This is a genomic window from Kribbella sp. NBC_00482 (assembly GCF_036013725.1).
Lineage (GTDB): Bacteria > Actinomycetota > Actinomycetes > Propionibacteriales > Kribbellaceae > Kribbella.
The window spans coordinates 3008082-3026368 of record NZ_CP107881.1; the positions used below are offsets into that span (position 1 = coordinate 3008082).

The window sequence follows — 18287 nt, forward strand, 5'->3', positions numbered from 1 at the left end:
CATGCACACCTTCCGCGTCTGGGTACCTGAGGCGACCAACGTCGACCTAGTGCTGCAGGACGGTGTGCTGCCGATGCGCTCCGTCGACAACGGCTGGTGGGAACGCCAGGTCGTCGAGGCGCACCACGGCACCGACTACGCGTACGCCGTCGACGGCAGTGACCCGCTACCCGATCCACGCAGCCCCTGGCAGCCGGACGGCGTCCACGGGTTCAGCCGGGTCTTCGACGCGGACCGCTTCGAGTGGAACGACGACAGCTGGACAGGTCGCGACGTACGCGGTGCTGTCTTCTACGAGCTCCACCTGGGCACGTTCACGTTGGAAGGCACGCTGGACGCCGCCGCCGAGCACCTGGACTACCTGGCTGTGCTCGGCGTAGAGGTGGTCTCGCTGCTGCCGATAGCCGCATTCCCCGGCGTACACGGCTGGGGGTACGACGGCGTGGACCTCTACGCGGTGCATGAGCCGTACGGCGGCCCGGAAGCACTGCAGCGGTTCGTCGACCGGTGTCATGACGCCGGCCTGGCCGTCTGCCTCGACGTGGTCTACAACCACCTCGGCCCGAGCGGGAACTACCTGGCCGGCTTCGGTCCGTACTTCACCACCCGCCACTCCACCCCGTGGGGCCCCGCGGTCAACCTCGACGACACAGGCAGTACCGAGGTACGACGGTGGATCTGCGACAACGCACTGCGCTGGTTCCGCGACTTCCACATCGACGTACTGCGGCTGGACGCCGTACACGCGCTGGTCGACGACAGCCCGACGCACCTGCTGCAGCAGCTGTCGACAGAAACTGCAGCGTTGTCCAACGAAGTGGGACGGCCGCTGGGGCTGGTGGCCGAGTCCGACCTCAACGACCCGCGCACGGTCGAGCCGGTGTCGCAAGGCGGGATGGGCCTGACCGCGCAGTGGAGCGACGACTTCCACCACGCGCTGCACGCCCTGCTGACCGGCGAGCGGTTCGGGTACTACGTGGACTTCGGGGATCCGGCCGTGTTCGCGAAGACGCTGACGCGGGTGTTCCTGCACGACGGGGAGTACTCGACGTTCCGTGGCAAGGACTGGGGCCGGCCGGTCGATCCACGCAAGCACCGCGGTGGCGAGTTCCTCGTCTACACGTCGAACCACGACCAGGTCGGCAACCGGGCGCTCGGCGACCGTCCGGCGCTGACGCCGGGACAGCTCGCGATCGGCGCCGCGCTGGTGCTGACCTCGCCGTACACGCCGATGCTGTTCATGGGTGAGGAATGGGGCGCCTCGACACCCTGGCGGTTCTTCACCGATTTCAGCGAGCCCGCGCTGGCCGACGCGGTGCGGACCGGCCGGCGGCGGGAGTTCGCGGAGTTCGGCTGGGACGCGGACGAGATCCCGGACCCGCAGGATCCGCAGACGTGGCGGAGTTCGGTGCTCGACTGGTCCGAGCCGGACGAGGCGCCGCATCGCGACGTACTCGCCTGGTACCGGCATCTGCTGACCTTCCGGGCCCGGATGCCCGAGTTGCGTGATGACCGGCTCGAGTCCGTCGGGCTCGCGTTCGACCCGGCCGGGGCCTGGCTGGTGGTGACCCGCGGCAGCCTGCGGGTGGTGGCGAACCTGACCGCGTCCTCCGCGGTGGTGCCCGTCGACGCGGATTACCTGGTGATGTCGTTCGCCGGGGCCGAGCTCACCGACGACGGAGTCCTGTTGCCTACTCACGGCGTCGCGATCCTCGCCGTCTGAGATTTTCCAAACAAGTGCACGTTTGTGGGTCATTCCAACACAAGACGGCGTTCGAGCATGTTGATCCGTGGTGATTTCCGGAATCACTTGCTGCTGAGCCTCCGGTGACGGACTGTGGATCAAGTCAGCAGGGGACGGGGGATTGACGGGAGGACCGGATGACAGTCGGAGGCGTCGACACCTACTACGATTACGAAGAGAAGCAGTGGAAGAGCCGGAAACTGGGTGGTGGCCCGATCCGCCGCGGCCCGGTGTGCCCGGCCCCACGGACCCCGGAGCTCGCGGCCCACGAAACCCGCCCCGAGCGCCGTCGCGACCGCGACGTACCCAAGCACACCCTCAACTAACACCACCCGGTGGCAGGGCCCGCCAGACCAGGTCACCGATCGCACCACAGCGGCCGCCGTACGACGGTCGCTGTGGTATGCCCTGTTCAGCCGGCGGCGGTGATGACGTCGTCGGCCAGTAGGGAGCGGAGTTCGTCCATGGAGGGGCGGCGGCCGAGGGCGCGCAGGCGTTGGGACTGGGCCTTGCGCATGCCTTCGACCAAGCGGCGGGCCTCCCGGGCGTTGCCGAAGTTCGGGCCGTCCGCGATCCGGTCGAAGTACGACGTCAGCGGTACGCCGGCCGCCGGGTCGAGCAGATAGTCGCCCCCGGCAACCATCCGGTCGGTGATCAGCAGCAGTTCCTCGGCGCTGTAGTTCTCGAACTCGATCGTCTTCGAGAACCGGGACGCGAGGCCGGGGTTGGCGGCCAGGAAGTCGTTCATCTCGGCGGTGTACCCGGCGACGATGATCGCGATCTCGTCGCGGTGGTCCTCCATCAGCTTCACCAGCGCGTCGATCGCCTCCTGCCCGAAGTCGCCGTTACCGGCCGCGCGGGACAGCGTGTACGCCTCGTCGATGAACAGCACGCCGCCGAGCGCCTTCTCGAAGACCTGCGCGGTCTTCTCCGCGGTGTGCCCGATGTACTGACCGACGAGATCCCGTCGCGACACCTCGATGAACCCGCCGTCCGGCAGTACGCCGAGCGCCTTCAGCAGCTTCCCGTACAACCGGGCAACGGTGGTCTTCCCGGTCCCCGGCGCACCGGCGAAGATCAGGTGGTGGCTGACCGCGCCGATCGACAGCCCGGCGGAGCTCCGCCACTCGTTGACCTGGATCTCGTCGACGACCGCCCGTACCTCGGCCTTCACGCCTGGCAGCCCGACCATCGTGTCCAGGTCGCCGAGCAGGTCGTCCACCGGGCCGTTCTCGGCCGACGCCGTACTCTGCTCGATCACCTCGACCGTGCTGCCCGCCGCGATCGACAGCGCGGGGTCCGCGGTGTTCGTCGCCCGCAGCCCCTCGACCGCTCCGCCGCAGCCCGGCGCGAACGTGATCGCCGACCCGCGGGTGTCGTGCACGGTCGGCCGGCGGACAGTCGGCGTACTGCCGTGCGCAACGCCGATGCCTTCCGTGCCGGTGTGACCGATCTCGACGTCGACGAGTTCCGGACGGCTGTACTGGTAGATGTACACGCCGCGCCTGCCGCAGCCGGTGATCGTGCAGCCGCGGATCAGCGGATCGGCGCCCAGGGCGACGACGATGCCGTCGCCGGAGATCTCCCGGACGGTCGTGTCCAGGATCTGCCCGCCGGCGCCCTCGACCACGATCCCGGTCTCGGCACCGCTCACCGTGCAGCGTTCGACGGTGAACGACGTACTGGCGTGCACGCTGACCGCGGGCCGGGTGCGCCCGGAAATGGTGCAGTTCTCGATCGTCAGCGCCGTACGGTCGACCGAGACCGCGATCCCGTCCGTCGCGCGGATCTCCAGGCCACGCAGGGTCAGCGTGCCGTCGACGGCGCGGATCGTGGGCCAGTCGGCGCCTGATCCGTCCAGTACGACGTCCGCGCCGTCCTCGGCCTGCAGTGTCACCGAGCGCCCGGTGAGCTCGAGCGTCTCGGCGTACGTCCCGGCCGCGATCGCGACCGTGGCTCCGTCCGGCGCCTCGAGAAGAGCGGCGCCGACGGTCTGGTAGGCGCCGGGACGATCGGCGGCGACGGGCAGGATCCTCATGACGCGCGCTCGAGGAGCCAGCCGCGGTCGGCGGCCTTGACGCCGGCCTGGAAACGGCTGCGGGCGCCGAGGCGGTTCATGATCTGCGCGACCATCCGGCGTACCGTCCGCACCGAGATGTCCAGGTGCGCCGCGGCCACCTCGTCGGTCGCGCCGAGGGCCAGCAGGCGCAGCATCTCCTGCTCGCGCAGCGACAGATCGGTCTCGTTCGGCAGGTCCCGGTCGGCCAGCGGTACCGCGTCCGGCCAGATCCGCTCGAACAGCTCCAGAGCGGTCATCACCACGCTGGTCAGCCGCAGAACCGCGATGCTGCCGTTGGAGGTGTCGGCGGGGAGTACTGCGACCGAACCGTCGATCACGATCGCGTTCATCGGCACCTGCGGGATCGTCCGTACGGCGACACCGGCGAGCGACAGCGCACCGAGATGCCGGCCGACGGTCGGCGTGGTCCGCGCGTGGTCGGGGAAGATCGCCCGGTAGCGCACGCCGTGCTTGACCTCGCGCGGCCCGAACGTCGGACCGGCCAGGGTGCTCAGGGTGATCACCTCGTCCTCCGCGGACGCGAGCAACTCGGCGAGCCCTCCGTGGGCAGGGATCTGCTGATATCCGGTGGGTGGGTTGAGCATGGTTACGGTCATGAGAGAGGTACCCCCAGAGGTAGCGTGGCGGCGACGCCGGCGGCGTGCCGCCCGTCGAGGCGTTCGGGCTCGACCCCGAAGGAGCGGGCCAGCGTGGTCAGGACGGAGAACGCCGTGTCGAGCGTGGCCGGATGGGATGCGGCCAGGCGGAGTACGACGTCGTGGCGGGCGGAAGTCGAGTGGGCGGAGCTTGAGGTGGCGGTGACCGCGATCGTCTGCGCGGCACCGGTTCCGGTACCGAGCAGCGCGCCGATCAACGCCTGAGTAGTTGCTGCAGGCAAAGATGCGGATCCGGCCAGTCGTACGGACAGTTGCCGGACCGGGCCGCAGGACCAGGAGGTCCAGCGCTCGTGGAGTTGGCCGCGGCCGGCGTTCGCGTGGGCCAGCGCGCCGAGGGACGCGAGTACGTCGGACTCGTCGAGCGGCATGTTCTCGACCTGCTCGCGGTCCAGCCGCCGAACGAGGCGACGGACCGTGTTGGCGAGTACCTGCCGCAACTGCTCGTCGGTAGCGATGTCCGGCGTCCGCTCGGCCGCGACCGCGATCCACGCCCGCGGCGGCTGGTTCTGCTTGACCCCTGTGTGCAGGATCAGCTGTACGCCGACTCCGACAGGCTGCTCGTCCGACGCCTCCGCGAGCTGCCCCAGTTGCGGCAGCAGCCGGTGCTGAGCGTCCGGACCGAGTCGTAGTGCGACGCTTGCACCGGACGGTCGACTGAGGACGCCGTACGGCTGCTCGCGGACGACAACCTGGTCGGTCGAGGTCCGGCCGTGGAACGTGCTGACCAGCCGGACCGCGATGTCCTCGCCGAGGTCGTGCTTGCGTCGCCGTACCAGGAACACGAGCAGCACGCCCGCCCAGCGGTACAGCCACAGGCCGCGGATGCGGACGGCCGTGAGCAGGACCAGCGATACCGCGGCGACCGAGGTCAGGATCAGTACGGTCCGGGACGCTGTGGTCGCCGCGCCGACGGCCACCACGGCCAGTTGCCAGCAGATGATCTGTCCGACGTGGACGGCCCTGTCAGGTAGCTCGACGGTGTCTGGGACCGGTGCCGGAGCGGGCGGCTCGGCGGCCAGGTGCAGCTTCTGTTCGGAGGGCTTGACCGAACCCACCGCCGCGATCAGGGTGCGCGTCGGCGGCTGCTGCGCCCGAGGCTGGGCCAGCGGCATCCCGACTGCCGTCGCCTGCGGCAGGGTCGTGGTGGTCCCGGCGTACTGCGACGCGCCCTCTTGCCCAGGCGCACCGAAAGCGGCGGACGTCATGCGACCAGCTCCGCTTTGGGTCCGGCGATGACCAGCAGTTGGCCGGCGTGATCGCGGACGATCGGGTGCAGCTCGAACCGGCCGGGCGCCGGCTCGGTGACCAGGTTGAGGTCCATCAGTTGATCGATCATCAGCTCGGCCTCGGACTGGCTGGTGCCGGTGAGCCGGGCCGCCTGGCGCAGGTCGAAGCGTCCTGTCATCCCGATCAGCCGGTACAGCCGCTGGGCCGGGCCGGGGAGCGCCTGGTACGCAGCGTCGAACCGGGCCAGGACCTCGCTCAGCGCCTGGCGGCGCGCCGTCTGGTCCTCGAGGCCGGCGGCGATCCGCGCGACGGTCCACGGCTGCCGGTTGCGCAGTCGCTCGACCAGTTGCCGGATCGCACCCGGATGTCCACCGCAGCAGCTCAGGATCTGCTCGAGGTCGGTGAGTTTCGCGGCCTCGTCCGGTGCCAGTACGTCGAGCGTCATGGCCGCCGTACGGTCGAGATCGGAGAGCCGGCGGCGGCTGATCACCAGCACCAGCGCGGCCGGGTCGTTCGGCAGCAGGTGCCGGACCTGGTCGGCGTGCTCGACGTTGTCCAGGATCAGCAGGCCGCCGGTTGCCGACGGCAATGACGTCGGGCGGTTCAGGTCGACGTACTGCTGGGTCTCGAAACCGGAGGCGGCGGCGACCTCGAGCGCGAACGCCGTCTTACCGATGCCCGGCATCCCGTCGATCGTGACCACGCCGGCAGCACCGCGCAGCGCGCGCAGCTCGGGACCGCGACCGACGAAGGTACGCACCCGCGGCGGCAGGTTCGAGCTCACCGGCGGCACCGGCGTCGGCAGGACCGCGGGAGACTCCTCGCTGAGGATCTGCTGGTGCAGCGCGGTCAGCTCGGCGCCCGGCTCGATCCCCAGGTCGCGGACCAGCGCGGTCCGGGCCCGCTGGTACGCCGCCAGCGCGTCGTGCCGCCGCCCGACCTGGCGGTACGCCGCCATCAACCTGGCCCACGCCAGCTCCCGGAGCGGCTCCTCCTCGGTCAGCGCCCGCAGTACGGCGATCGCCTCGGCGGGCCGGTCCAGCAGCAGCTGTGCGTCCGCCAGGTCCTCGCGCAGCGCCCGGTGCAGTTCGGTCAGCCGGTCCACGGCAGACGTCGCATCCGCCGTCAGAGCGTCGTACGGCGCACCGCGCCACAGGCTCAGTGCACGCTGGACGACGGTGACCGCCTGCGCCGCGTCCTTCCGGCTGAGCAACTCACGGGCCTCGTCGCACAGGGCGGCGGCGACGTCGGCGTCGAGCTCGCCGGACAGGACGCGCACCCGGTACGCGCCGGGGCGGCTCTCGATCCGCTCCTCGGGCAGCGAGCGGCGGAGCTGCCAGACATACGTCTTCAGGTTGTTCTGCGCCGAGGCCGGCACGTCCCGGCCGGCCCAGACCGCGTCCACGAGCTGCTCGGTGCTGACCCAGGCGTTGCGGTGCAGCAGGAGCAGGGTCAGCACGGTCGCCGGCTTGCCGCCGCAGAGGTCCAGCGGGTGCCCGTCGGGCCCGTCGACCTCGAGCGGGCCCAGCACCCGGAAGCTCAACCGGTCTGGTGTGTGCGCTGCGTGACCGTTCATGACACATACGATCCGGGGAGACGATGACATTTCGATGACACACGAGGTTGACCGTGCGCGTACTGGTGGTAGAGGACGACAAAGAGCTGCAGGTGGCCGTCCCGGCGGCGCTCCGCTCCGCCAATCTCGCGGTCGACCTGGCCGTCGACCTGGACGACGCGGACGAGAAACTGTTCGTGAACTCGTACGACTGCGCCGTGTTCGACCGGATGTTCGAGATGAACGGCCGGAAGGTCGACTCGCTCGCCTACGTCAGCCGCCGCCGGAAGGAGGGCTGGACCCTGCCGGTACTGTTCCTGACCGGACGGGACACGCTGGCCGACCGGGTGGACGGCTTCGAGCACGGCGGCGACGACTACCTGGTCAAGCCCTTCGCGGTCGAGGAGCTCATCGTCCGGGTGCTCAGCCTGGTCCGCAGGGGCCCGACCATCCGCCCGCCGATCATCAGGTACGCCGATGTGGAGCTCGACACCGCCCGGCGTACCGTGCACCGGGCCGGTGTGCTGGTGACCCTGCGAGGGAAGGAGTTCTGCGTGCTGGAATACCTGATGTCGCGGCCCGACCAGCTGGTCACCCGGGCCGAGCTGATCGACCACTGCTGGGACGGCGACGGCCCGATGTCGAACGTCGTCGACGTCACGATCACCCGGCTGCGGAACCGGCTGCGCGGCGGTCCGGATCTGGTCGAAGCCGTCCGCGGCCAGGGCTACCGGCTGCACAGCCCCGGCGGTGCCGGATGAGTCAGCGCGGGATGCGCGGTCCGTCGGCCGACCGGCTGCGCCGGTTGCGCTGGTGGCTGACCGTGCTGTTCACCGCCACGAACACCGTCGCCCTGATCGTGCTGGCGCCGGTCATCATCGTCCTGGACGCGCAACGCGGCGCCGATCAGCTCGACCACGACCTGAGTGTGGTCACGCAGCCCGTGCTGCGGTTGACCGGCGAGAACCACGGATCGCTGGTCACCGCCCGGATCCCAGCGGACCCGCTGTCGTCGGACTGCCCCCAGTTCGCCGTCATGCCGGCGCAGAAGCCAGGTTTCGATCCGTACTTCAGCACTCGGGACTGCGTGCCGGTCGACCATCAGATCCTCGCGGACCTCACCGCCCAGGCCGTGCAGAACGGCGGTCCGTTCACTGCCGACAAGAAGGCGGTGAACGGGGACGAGGTGCACATCGCGGTCGAGCCGTTCAAGGACTCCAACGGTCAGTACTTCGGCGCCGTACTCGCCTGGAAGGACACGCAGGACCAGAGCGATCAGCACCAGCAGCTGACGATTGCGGTGCTGGTCGTCTGCGCGATCCTGATCGGCGCCGCCGCGCTCGTCGGCTACTGGCTGTCCGGTCGCGCGATCCGTCCCGCGATGGCCGCTCTCGAACAGCAGGAGACGCTGCTCGCCGAGACTGCCCACGACTTGCGTACGCCGGTTGCCGCACTGCGCGCTCTCGCCGAGACAGCGGCGCGGGATCCCGAACAGCGCGCGGAGCTGCTCCCGCGAACCGTTCGGCTGGCCGGGCGGATGGGCGACATCATCGACGGACTGCTCGTCCGCGCCCGGCTCGCGGCGGGTGTGGAGCACCTGGCGATGCAGCCGGTCTGGCTCGACCAGCTGGTTGCCGGTGTGGTCGAGGACATGCCGACCGGGGACGCCCGGTTCTCGCTGGTGACCGCGCCGACGATGGTGCGTGCCGACCCGACGCTGCTGCAGCGGGCGATCGGCAACGTGCTGGGCAACGCGATGCGGCACGGCCGGGCGCCCGGCGCGGACCAGGCGATCATCACGGTGACCGTCGCCGACGGCCGGGTCACGGTCGCCGACCAAGGCCCGGGGATCGATCCGACGGTCGGCGCGGACCTGTTCGAGCCCTACACGACCGGCGGCGCCTCGACCGGGCTCGGCCTGTCGATCGTGCGCTGGGTGGTGCTCGCCCACGGCGGCGACCTGAAGGTCTACAACGCCGACGAAGGCGGCGCGATCTTCGAGATCCAGCTCCCTACCGTCCAGTAGTAGACCGGTTCTGTACGGCGGATGGACCAGGGCTGAGTAGGGTCACTCAGTGCAGTTCGGCGTACACCAGGGGAGACACGTATGAGCGCGACCATTCCGCCCGGCGAGGCTTACCGGTTGGTGGCGGACAACCTGGCGAAGGTGATCCACGGGAAGCCCGAGGTGATCCGGCTGGCGCTGACCGCGCTGTTCGCCGAAGGTCACCTGCTGATCGAGGACGTGCCGGGGCTCGGCAAGACGACCCTGGCCCGGTGCATCGCCCGCAGCATCGACGCGAGCTGGAACCGGATCCAGTTCACGCCGGACCTCCTGCCCGGCGACATCACCGGCGTGATGGTCTACCACCAGGGCACCGAGTCGTTCGAGTTCCACCCGGGCGGCATCTTCGCCAACGTGGTGGTCGCGGACGAGATCAACCGCGGTACGCCGAAGACGCAGTCCGCCTTGCTCGAGGTGATGGCCGAGCGCCGCGTCACGGTCGACTCGAACACCCGCGCCGTACCGGATCCGTTCCTGGTCATCGGCACCCAGAACCCGATCGAGATGGAGGGCACCTACCGGTTGCCCGAGGCGCAGCTCGACCGGTTCCTGATGCGGATCGAGGTCGGCTACCCCGACCATGACGCCGAGGTCCGGATCGTGCTCGGCGACACCGGCCGGGTCGGACCCGACTCACTGAGCCCGGTCATCGACGTACCGGCGTTGCGGAACGCGATCGCCGCCGTCCGGTCGGTCCACGTGGACCCCGCGATCAGTTCGTACGCCGTGAAACTGGCCGCCGCGACCCGCGAGCACACCGCGGTCCGGTACGGCGCCAGCCCGCGCGGCAGCATCGCCCTGGTCCGTGCGTCCCGCGCGTTCGCCGCCACCGACGGCCGGGCGTTCACGACGCCCGACGACGTCAAGCAGGTCGCGCATCCGGTGCTCGCGCACCGGTTGGTGCTGACCCCGGACGCGGAGCTGAGCCAGCGCCCGCCGTCGTCGGTGGTCGACGAGGTGCTGTCCGCCGTACCGGCGCCGACGGCCGGCGCGACCGCGAGCTGACATGCGGCCGGTCGGATGAGGCTCACGGGACGCGGGGTGGCGGTGCTGCTCGGGTCGATCGCCGCCTATGTGCTGGGCGAGTTGGCCGGGTACTCCGTCTTTCGCGCACTGGCCGGGATCGGTCTCGGGGCGTTGATCGCGGCGACCGTACTGACGGTGCGGCAACCGCAGGTGACCGTGCAGCGCGTGCTGTCGCCGGATCGGGTCGAGCGCGGCCGTCCGGCGCTGGCGACGTTGCGGGTGCGCAACGAGGGCACTCGCTGGCAGGCTGCGTTCGCCGCGCACGACTCGGCGGGTGACGAGCGGCAGGAGGTCAAGATCCGGCGGCTCGGTCCGGGCAGCGAGGCGACGTACCGGTATGAACTGCCGACCTCGCGGCGCGGCAAGATCGCGGTCGGGCCGCTGACGCTCGAACGGCGTGACCCGCTCGGCCTGGCCCGCAACAGCAAGGCGACCGGCGATGTCGCGACGTTGTGGGTGCATCCGAAGCGGCATCCGACCAAGACCGTGGTCGCCGGGCGACCGCGACACCACCACGTCGGCCGGACCGCGGACGACTCACTGCGCGGATCGGCCGACCTGCGCGACGTTCGCCCGTACGTCGTCGGCGACGAGGTCCGCCACCTGCACTGGAAGGCGACCGCGCGCACCGGGCAGCTGATGGTCCGCGACTACGCCGATCCGGATCAGCCACGGCTCACCGTGCTGCTCGACACCCGGCGCGAACCGTTGCCCGAGACAACTTTCGAGGAGGCGACCGAGGTTGCGGCGTCGATCCTGTTCGCCGCGTCCACGGCCGGCCACCGCTGCCGGTTGGTGACGACGGCCGGTGCCGATCTCGCTGCTCCCGGTGGCGCCGTCGCGTCCCGGATGTTCCTCGACAAGCTGTGTGTGGTGGAGCAGCGGGACGACAAGTCCGGCCTGTTGCCCCGAGTGCTCACCACTGGAGCGTCCGCGGGTGGCGCGATCGTCGTGGTCACCGGTGCGCGCGGATCGGCCGCGGACTTCGCTCCGCTGCTCAGCCGGTACTCGTCGGTGACCGTGATCGGCCTCGGCGAGGCGCAAGGTGTCGCGCCGATCCTCAGCGCGCAGGTCGTCCTCGGCGGCTCCGCGCGGGAAGCGTTGCAGCAGTGGACCGGAGTACTGCAATGAGCCGCCGGCAGACAATCGCCGTACTGGCTGCCGTACTCGTCGGCGGGTTGTGCTTCGGGCCGGTGTTCGGGCTGCGCAACCTGTGGCTGCCGGTGGGATCGGTGTGTCTGATCACCTTCGTCGTCACGGAGATCTGCCGGCACTGGCTGGTTGCGTGGCGGCCGATTCTGATCGTGCTCGGCGGTCTGCTCGCCGTTGTCGAAACGGTGCTGCGGGCAACTACTGTGGCCGGTTTGCCGACGGCGGCGTCGATCCGGGCACTCGGCGACGGGCTGACGGGCTGGCGGTTGACCCTGGAGTCGACCTGGCCGGCGCGGCCGGATCCCGAGCTCGTGGTCTTCGTGCCGCTGCTGATCCTGATCGCTTGCCTGCTCGCGGTCGAGCTGCTCGATCGTGCGCCGCCCCTGGTCGCCTTGATCCCCGGACTCGGTGTCATCGGTGCGAGCCAGTTGTACATCGCGGCGGACGGTTGGGCCGCCGTACTGATCGCGGGCGCGCTCGGGCTGATCGTGGTGGCGTTGCTGATCCCGGACAACCTCGAGTACCGACGGATCGCGCCCTGGGCCGCCACCGCGGTCGTTACCGTCGCGGCGATCGTGTGTGGGCTCGTCGTGAGCACGATCGACCCGGTCGGGCGTACGCCGTACTCGCTGCAGAAGGTGCAGTCCGCGACGGCTCCCGGCGTACGGGAGACGAGTCCGCTGGACGAGCTGGCGAGCCGGTTGGGTGCGCGGCAGCGCGACGAGGTCGTGTTCAAGTACACGGCGTCGAAGCCGGTCGATCGCTGGCGGCAGGTCGCGCTCGACGACTTCGACGGGTCGAACTGGACGACCGACCACCCGTTCCTGCGGATGGGGTCGGAGGTGGGTTCCGACGTCACCGTGCCGACGTCGCTCGAGTCGGCGGACGTGCGGCTCGAGGACCTGGACGGGCCGTGGCTGCCGAGCCAGTTGCTGCCGGCAACGGTCAGCGGCGTGACGGATCCGCAGGTCGAGCCGATCGGCGCGACGTTGATGGCGTCCGGCCGGCCGGACGACTACAAGCTGACCTGGCGGAAGCCGGACATCAACGCGCAGTACCTGGTCGACGCCGGGATCGACGGGGACGTGATGAACGGCCTGAGCGACCTGCCGCCGGTGCCGCCGCAGATCGCGTCGATCAACCCGTTGCAGGGGAAGCGGGCGACGTTCGCGACGGCGATCGCGCTGGAGAAGTACATGCGGCAGCACTACACGCTGGCGGTCGGCGACAACCTGCCGACCGGGTACGGGTGGCCGCAGCTGAAGAGTTTCCTCCTCGACGAGAAGCCGGGTGGGGCGCAGGCCGAGACCAAACAGCCGGGGACGAGCGCGCAGTTCGCGGCGGCCTACGTCGTACTCGCGCGGCTGAACGGGATCCCGGCGCGGCTGGTGGTCGGGTTCCGCGCACCTGCGAAACCGGACGCGGACGGGTACTACACCGTGCGGAACTCGGACGCGTTCGCCTGGCCCGAGGTGGCAGTCGACGGCCTCGGTTGGTGGCCGCTGGATCCGGCCGAGGACGCGGCCACCGGGAAGACCACGGTCGCCGGGTCGATCGACGAAATCACCAACCAGGCGCGCGCCGCCGTACCGCCGGTGGGGGAGATCAAGGACCCGGAGGTCCCGCCGCAGAGCGATCGGAGCGGCGGCAAGGGCACGCCGGTCCTGCCGCCGATTTCGCTGACCGCCGTGTTCGCGGTGTCGGCGGGGCTGTTGCTGCTGTGGCTGCTCGGCGTACCGCTGTTGAAGCTCGTCCGGTCGGCACGACGTCGCCGACGGGGCGGGAGCGCGGCGGTGGTCGGGGCGTGGGCCGAGGCGCGGGACCGGTTGCGTGCGCACGGCGTACCGGTGACTGCCGGTATGACGGTGCGGGACCTCGCCGATGCGGCGAAGGAGTTGCCGGAGACCGCGGGCGGGCTGACGCGGGTCGCGCAAGCTGTCGATCACGCGCTGTGGTCCGGGGGAGCGACGACGCCCGACGTACAGAAGGACGCCTGGGCGGGGGTTCGCGAGCTGCAGAAGGCGTTGCGCGGACGGCCGTGGGTCGACCGGTTCCAGGCGTCACTCGAACTGCGAACACTGTTCACCCGTTAGCTTCGGCCCGGACGTGCCGGGGCCGATGGCGAGGTAGTTCCTGTGTCGCATAGAGTGACTGCTGTCTCGACAAAGGAAGGATTCCGCGCGATGGCCGACGCGTTCCCGGGCTTCGACACGACGAAGCCGAGTATCGCCCGGACGTACGACTACCTGCTCGGGGGCAAGGACAACTTCGCGGTCGACCGCGCGTTCGGGGACCGGTTCATCAACGAACTGCCCGGCTCCCGCGTGATCGCGTACGACAACCGCGGTGCCTTGACCCGCGCGGTCCGCGAGATCGTCACGAAGACACCGGTCCGGCAGTTCATCGACCTCGGCAGCGGCCTGCCGACCGCGGACAACGTGCACCAGGTCGCCCAGCGGTACGCACCGGACGCGAAGGTCGTGTACGTCGACAACGACCCGATCGTGCTCGCGCACGGCCGCGCGCTGCTCGCCGAGAACGACAACACGACGGTCATCCAGGCCGACCTGCGGGAGCCGAAGGCGATCGTCGAGCACCCCGACACCGTGCGGCTGATCGACTTCAGCCAGCCGGTCGGCGTGATCTTCAGCGCCACCCTGCACCACGTGAACGACGACGAGGACCCGGCCGGCCTCGTCGCCTTCTGGAAGGACCGGGTGGCCTCCGGCAGCCACGTCTTCATCAGCCACTTCCGCAGCGAGAACGACCCCCGCAGCCAGGAACTCGAGCAGGTCCTCCAAGGCTCCCTGGGCCGTGGCCGCTGGCGCACCGACGACCAGATCCTCGCCCTCTTCGGCGAAGGCTTCACCGTCCTCGACCCCGGCATCGTCCCCGCCACCAACTGGCGCAACCCAGAACCCCCCGAAGACCTCACCGACTACCAACACCTGATCGCCGCAGTACTAGCCGTCAAGAACTAGCCGTTCTTCAGGGGCAATCCCACCGCGGTGCTAGGCGCCGCCCCACCCGCCTGGCGTTCTATCAGGTGCCGGATTTCCAGAAGAACTTGTTGGAGGTGTAGATGCCTTCAGGGCCTTGGACGGTTACCCAGGTGAGTTGGCCTACGGCGCTGCAGGGGAACTGGTCGGGGACGAGGAGTTGGCCCTGGGCGTCGGTCTTGACGCTGTAGCCGGGGTTGAAGTTGCCCCACTCGGACGTGTACGGCTTGATGCTGTACGTCGTGCTCGGCGTCAGGTTCTCGATCCGGACCTGGACATACGCGCACTCCGGGTGCTGGCAGTCGTCGCCGTACGTCGTACCGTCGCCCCGCGACGCCACCACTCGCTTGGTGGGCTGCTCCTTGGCGATCGTTGTCGCGCGCAGGCTGGTGTACTTGCCCGCCACCTCTTGCCCGTCCGACGCCTTGGTGATCGCGCGCACGAAGAAGTTGGAGTACTTCCCGTCGGTCAGTCCGGTGATCGTCGCGGAGGTGGTGGTCGACTTCACCCGGACCGTCGCGGTGCTCGACCCGATCGACACCTCGTACCGCAGGAATGCCCCATCGCCCATACTCGGCTGCATCCAGCCGAGCGTCAGCCTCCCACTGATGCCGTCGTCATCGACCAGGAGCTCGCGCGGTGACTCGGCCGGGTTCCACTTCAGCTCGACCCGGTTCGACTTCACCGCGGGCCCGTTGCCGGCGCTGTTCACCGCGTAGATCGTGAAGTAGTACGCCGTTTTCGTCTTCAGGCTCGGGATCAGCACCGACCGCGTCGACCCGCTGACCGTCGTCGATCCGCCGGTCCAGCTCAGCTTGTACGACGTGATTGTGGCGCCATGCGCCGCCGCCGCGCCCCACGTGACAACCGCGCCGCCGTCGATGATCCGCGCCGCCACGTTCAGTGCGGCACCGGGCCGGCCAGGCTTCGAGGCTGGTGGCTTCGGCGGTACCGGCGGAGTGGTCTTGCGGGTCGGCGGTGGCGTCTTCGTCTTACCGGGATCCGGTTTGTCGGGTTTGTCCGGCGTGTGTTCGTTGCCCGGCCGGTTCGTCGGCGTGGTCCGCCGCGGCGTCTCCGGCTTGCGAGTGCTCGGAGGAATCGACTTCGGGGGCGTCGGCGGAACCGTGGTCTTGGGCTTGGCCGGCGGCGTGATCGTCGGCTTCGCGGTGTGCTCGGGTTTCGTCGGCGTGGTCGTCGGCTTGCCGTGGCCGCTCTCGCCGGTGCCGATGTCCACGGACTCGGCCTCGCCGTCGCGGTCGACCACGATGACGCGGTCGCCGATGCCGTTCTCGACGTACACGCGGGAATCGTCGCCGCGGTACAGGTTCGCCACGGGCTTCTCGTGCCCGTCGGCCGGGCGGCTCGGGAGCTTCGCCTCGGCGACCTTCCGGCCGTCGCGGCCGAGCGTGACCAGGTTGGAGTTCTTCCGGTCCAGCAACGCGAGCCCGTCGCCGGAGGACGCGATCTTGTCGTAGTTCCCCTTCGGGATCGACGTGCTGATCGGCGCCTCGGGCTTGTCCGGGTGCGCGATGTCGACCAGGTGCAGCCGGTTGTGTTCCCGATCGACGATCGCCAGCCGGCCGTCGACGTCGTTGCCCGCGACCAGAGCGTCGTCGGGTACGTCGATATTGCCCAGATCGGGCCCTGTGTCCATCCCGCCGGCGTTCAGCGTGTACACCTGCCGCGCGGTCAGGTCGACGAACACGGCGTTCGATCCGACCGCGGTCAGCCCGCCCTTGTGACCCTTGGGAGCCGTTGCAGGACAGGACATCCGGTCCGCGGTCATCGGCAGCCGGCACAGGTCGCCCTCGCCGACCCGGTGCACCCACAGCGTCCCGTCCGACGTCACGACCGGATCGCCGAGCGGCCCGCCCGGGAAGGCGATCGTCTCCTTGTCGCCGAACCGCACCACCCGCCCGGCCTGCTGGTACACGGCGAACGCCGCACCAGCCGCCTCGAGGCCGACCGGCTGCTCGTTCGTGGCCGGCGGCTGCACCGGGTCCAGGACCGTCAGGTCGGACTTGCCGAACTGGTCGATCCGCGACCGGGACAGTACGTATCCCTGCTTGTCGGTCTGCACGACCTGGGCGCCCGGCGTCGCGCCCTTCAGTTCGGCGTCCGCGTCCACCTTGCCGGTCGCGCCGTCCAGGTGGAAGATCCGCCCGACCACGCTGTTGTAGACCCAATGACCGGACTGCGTGAACTTCACGCCGCTGTTCGGGGAGCCGGCGCCGGTCAGCACGACCACGCTCATCAGCGCGACGCAGCCGGCCACCACCGCGGCCAGCGTGGCCTCGGAGCGGCCACGTCTGCGGAGCAGTTCGGTCAGCCGCCTGGGGCGGAACGGGATCGGCCTCACGCGCTCAGACTAGGCGATCAAGGTCCAGAACCGGTCCACAGTCCGTCCAGCGTCAACCACTGCAGGTCGCACCGCGGATGGACCTCGGCGCGCTCTCGAACTTGTCCACGCCGTCGGTGCCCTGCACAAGGAAGCAGTACTTCAGGCCGCTGCTGACCTGCACGGTCAGCGAAGTCATCGTGCCCCGGAGCGTCGTCTGCGGCTGCTTGGCGCCTTGCTCCGCCACGATCACGGCGTACGTCAGCCTCGGTGGGCCTGACCAGGTCAGGATGACCGAAGTGCCCTTGTCCACGGGCGGATTCAGCTTGATCGTGGCCTGTTTCGGGGGTGCCGGAGTCGGGGTCGGCGTACTGACAGCAGCAGGCGGTGGCGCGGCCACCCGATCGGCCGGGTCGTCACCGCCCGGCCGGAACACCACCGGTACGACGGCCACCAGCGCGACCGCCGCGCCTGCGCCGATCAGCAACGGTTTCCGGGATTTTCCGGGTGCATCCTTGCCTTTGTCCCGCTTCTGCTTCGCGGTCTGCTTCTTCTTCGGCGCCTCGACGACGGCCAGCGGCGGAACGCTCCGGCCCGCGGCCAGTTCGTCGCGGAAGTCGTCGAAATCCAGCTCGTCCTCCGGCGCCGCCCCCGCCCCGGCCAGCAACGCCTCGAACTCGCCGACCACGGCCGCCGCTTCCGGACGGGCATCCGGTTCCTTGGCCATCATCCGCTGCAGCAGCGCCGACAACGCCGGCGGCACGTCGCGACCGGTCACCTCCGCGGGCGGCTCCCGCAAGACCCGCAGTACGACGCCGTCCGGCGCTTCACCCGTCCGCGCCGGGAACGGCGGCCGCCCGGTCAGGGCCAGATACAGTACGGCGCCCAGCCCGTACACGTCGGCCGCCTCGGACAGCTCGCCTTCTCGCAGTACCTCGGGAGCCGTGTACGCCGCATCGCCCATCAGGTCGCGCGGGAACCGCAGCCGCAGCGCCATCCCGAAGTCCGACAGCGCGGGCTGCCCGCTGGACCGCTCGAGCACGTTCGCCGGCGTCACACCCCCGTGCACCAGCCCGGCATCGTGCGCTTCGGCCAGCACCGAGCTGAGGATCTGCCCGAGGACGATGACGTCCCCGATCGGCAGCGGACCGTTCTTGACCAGATCCGTCAACGACTGTGGGCAGAACTCCATCCGCAGCCCGGTCCGCCCGTCCGGCAGGTCGTCCAGCGACTCGACCCGGACGATCGACGGCGCCGACCGCAACCCGGCCAGCTTCGCCTGCTCGACCTCGATCCCGTTGTAGGTCCGCCGATCGAGCGGCTGCGGGTACACCTTCACCGCGACCGTCCGCCCGCCGGGAGGCGCCAGCAGGTACAGCGTGGCCACCGGCCCGGTGGCCCGCGGCACCAGCGCATCGGGGGAGATCTCAGCCATCAGGGTCATC

At 70.0% G+C, this 18287-nt stretch carries 14 protein-coding genes; 8 read left to right on the plus strand and 6 right to left on the minus strand.

Going from position 1 to position 18287, the window contains the following annotated elements; all coding sequences use genetic code 11:
• Position 1 precedes the first annotated feature (1 nt).
• Positions 2–1723, plus strand: coding sequence for a malto-oligosyltrehalose trehalohydrolase (gene treZ, locus OHB24_RS15075; protein ID WP_327639634.1), 1722 nt, complete (start codon positions 2–4; stop codon positions 1721–1723).
• 158 nt (positions 1724–1881) lie between these two features.
• Positions 1882–2070 (plus strand): hypothetical protein, encoded by a 189-nt coding sequence (locus OHB24_RS15080; RefSeq protein ID WP_327639636.1) that lies wholly within the window; start codon positions 1882–1884, stop codon positions 2068–2070.
• An 86-nt stretch (positions 2071–2156) separates the two neighbouring features.
• On the opposite strand, the gene OHB24_RS15085 is transcribed toward OHB24_RS15080, so the two are convergent.
• The 4 genes from OHB24_RS15085 to OHB24_RS15100 are packed head-to-tail and all read right to left on the minus strand — an operon-like array spanning position 2157 to position 7283.
• A complete protein-coding gene (locus OHB24_RS15085) occupies positions 2157–3782 on the minus strand; it encodes a right-handed parallel beta-helix repeat-containing protein (RefSeq protein ID WP_327639637.1) in 1626 nt (541 codons plus the stop codon).
• Positions 3779–4420, minus strand: coding sequence for a helix-turn-helix transcriptional regulator (locus tag OHB24_RS15090; RefSeq protein ID WP_327639638.1), 642 nt, complete (start codon positions 4418–4420; stop codon positions 3779–3781). The genes OHB24_RS15085 and OHB24_RS15090 overlap by 4 nt, the downstream gene beginning before the upstream one ends.
• Positions 4417–5685 carry a type VII secretion protein EccE gene (locus OHB24_RS15095; RefSeq protein ID WP_327639639.1) on the minus strand — a complete coding sequence of 423 codons (1269 nt, stop codon included), beginning with the start codon at positions 5683–5685 and terminating at the stop codon, positions 4417–4419. The genes OHB24_RS15090 and OHB24_RS15095 overlap by 4 nt, the downstream gene beginning before the upstream one ends.
• Positions 5682–7283 carry an AfsR/SARP family transcriptional regulator gene (locus OHB24_RS15100; RefSeq protein ID WP_327639640.1) on the minus strand — a complete coding sequence of 534 codons (1602 nt, stop codon included), beginning with the start codon at positions 7281–7283 and terminating at the stop codon, positions 5682–5684. Before OHB24_RS15100 ends, OHB24_RS15095 begins: the two co-directional genes overlap by 4 nt.
• A 53-nt stretch (positions 7284–7336) precedes the next feature.
• On the opposite strand from OHB24_RS15100, the gene OHB24_RS15105 reads away from it, so the two are divergent.
• The 6 genes from OHB24_RS15105 (at position 7337) to OHB24_RS15130 (ending at position 14486) form a co-directional block, all read left to right on the plus strand.
• Positions 7337–8023 carry a response regulator transcription factor gene (locus tag OHB24_RS15105; RefSeq protein WP_327639641.1) on the plus strand — a complete coding sequence of 229 codons (687 nt, stop codon included), beginning with the start codon at positions 7337–7339 and terminating at the stop codon, positions 8021–8023.
• Positions 8020–9288 (plus strand): sensor histidine kinase, encoded by a 1269-nt coding sequence (locus tag OHB24_RS15110; protein WP_327639642.1) that lies wholly within the window; start codon positions 8020–8022, stop codon positions 9286–9288. The genes OHB24_RS15105 and OHB24_RS15110 overlap by 4 nt, the downstream gene beginning before the upstream one ends.
• Positions 9289–9369: 81 nt before the next feature.
• Positions 9370–10332 carry an AAA family ATPase gene (locus OHB24_RS15115; protein WP_327639643.1) on the plus strand — a complete coding sequence of 321 codons (963 nt, stop codon included), beginning with the start codon at positions 9370–9372 and terminating at the stop codon, positions 10330–10332.
• 15 nt (positions 10333–10347) lie between these two features.
• Positions 10348–11484: a DUF58 domain-containing protein gene (locus OHB24_RS15120; protein WP_327639644.1), complete on the plus strand. Its 1137-nt coding sequence runs from the start codon at positions 10348–10350 to the stop codon at positions 11482–11484.
• Positions 11481–13598 (plus strand): transglutaminase TgpA family protein, encoded by a 2118-nt coding sequence (locus OHB24_RS15125; protein ID WP_327639645.1) that lies wholly within the window; start codon positions 11481–11483, stop codon positions 13596–13598. Before OHB24_RS15120 ends, OHB24_RS15125 begins: the two co-directional genes overlap by 4 nt.
• A 90-nt stretch (positions 13599–13688) precedes the next feature.
• Positions 13689–14486, plus strand: a complete 798-nt coding sequence (locus tag OHB24_RS15130; RefSeq protein ID WP_327639646.1) for an SAM-dependent methyltransferase — start codon at positions 13689–13691, stop codon at positions 14484–14486.
• A 61-nt stretch (positions 14487–14547) separates the two neighbouring features.
• Here the strand turns inward: OHB24_RS15130 and OHB24_RS15135 are convergent, their stop codons facing one another.
• Positions 14548–16863: a fibronectin type III domain-containing protein gene (locus OHB24_RS15135; RefSeq protein ID WP_327639647.1), complete on the minus strand. Its 2316-nt coding sequence runs from the start codon at positions 16861–16863 to the stop codon at positions 14548–14550.
• 52 nt (positions 16864–16915) lie between these two features.
• Positions 16916–18286: a serine/threonine-protein kinase gene (locus tag OHB24_RS15140; RefSeq protein ID WP_327639648.1), complete on the minus strand. Its 1371-nt coding sequence runs from the start codon at positions 18284–18286 to the stop codon at positions 16916–16918.
• Between the last annotated feature and the right edge of the window lies 1 nt (position 18287).

What these genes read in the sequence shown, in the direction of transcription:
- treZ (WP_327639634.1), top strand. Translation starts at nt 2, where the DNA reads ATGCACACCTTCCGCGTCTGGGTACCTGAGGCGACCAACGTCGACCTA.
- OHB24_RS15080 (WP_327639636.1), top strand. Translation starts at nt 1,882, where the DNA reads ATGACAGTCGGAGGCGTCGACACCTACTACGATTACGAAGAGAAGCAG.
- OHB24_RS15085 (WP_327639637.1), bottom strand. Translation starts at nt 3,782, where the DNA reads ATGAGGATCCTGCCCGTCGCCGCCGATCGTCCCGGCGCCTACCAGACC.
- OHB24_RS15090 (WP_327639638.1), bottom strand. Translation starts at nt 4,420, where the DNA reads ATGACCGTAACCATGCTCAACCCACCCACCGGATATCAGCAGATCCCT.
- OHB24_RS15095 (WP_327639639.1), bottom strand. Translation starts at nt 5,685, where the DNA reads ATGACGTCCGCCGCTTTCGGTGCGCCTGGGCAAGAGGGCGCGTCGCAG.
- OHB24_RS15100 (WP_327639640.1), bottom strand. Translation starts at nt 7,283, where the DNA reads ATGAACGGTCACGCAGCGCACACACCAGACCGGTTGAGCTTCCGGGTG.
- OHB24_RS15110 (WP_327639642.1), top strand. Translation starts at nt 8,020, where the DNA reads ATGAGTCAGCGCGGGATGCGCGGTCCGTCGGCCGACCGGCTGCGCCGG.
- OHB24_RS15115 (WP_327639643.1), top strand. Translation starts at nt 9,370, where the DNA reads ATGAGCGCGACCATTCCGCCCGGCGAGGCTTACCGGTTGGTGGCGGAC.
- OHB24_RS15120 (WP_327639644.1), top strand. Translation starts at nt 10,348, where the DNA reads ATGAGGCTCACGGGACGCGGGGTGGCGGTGCTGCTCGGGTCGATCGCC.
- OHB24_RS15125 (WP_327639645.1), top strand. Translation starts at nt 11,481, where the DNA reads ATGAGCCGCCGGCAGACAATCGCCGTACTGGCTGCCGTACTCGTCGGC.
- OHB24_RS15130 (WP_327639646.1), top strand. Translation starts at nt 13,689, where the DNA reads ATGGCCGACGCGTTCCCGGGCTTCGACACGACGAAGCCGAGTATCGCC.
- OHB24_RS15140 (WP_327639648.1), bottom strand. Translation starts at nt 18,286, where the DNA reads ATGACCCTGATGGCTGAGATCTCCCCCGATGCGCTGGTGCCGCGGGCC.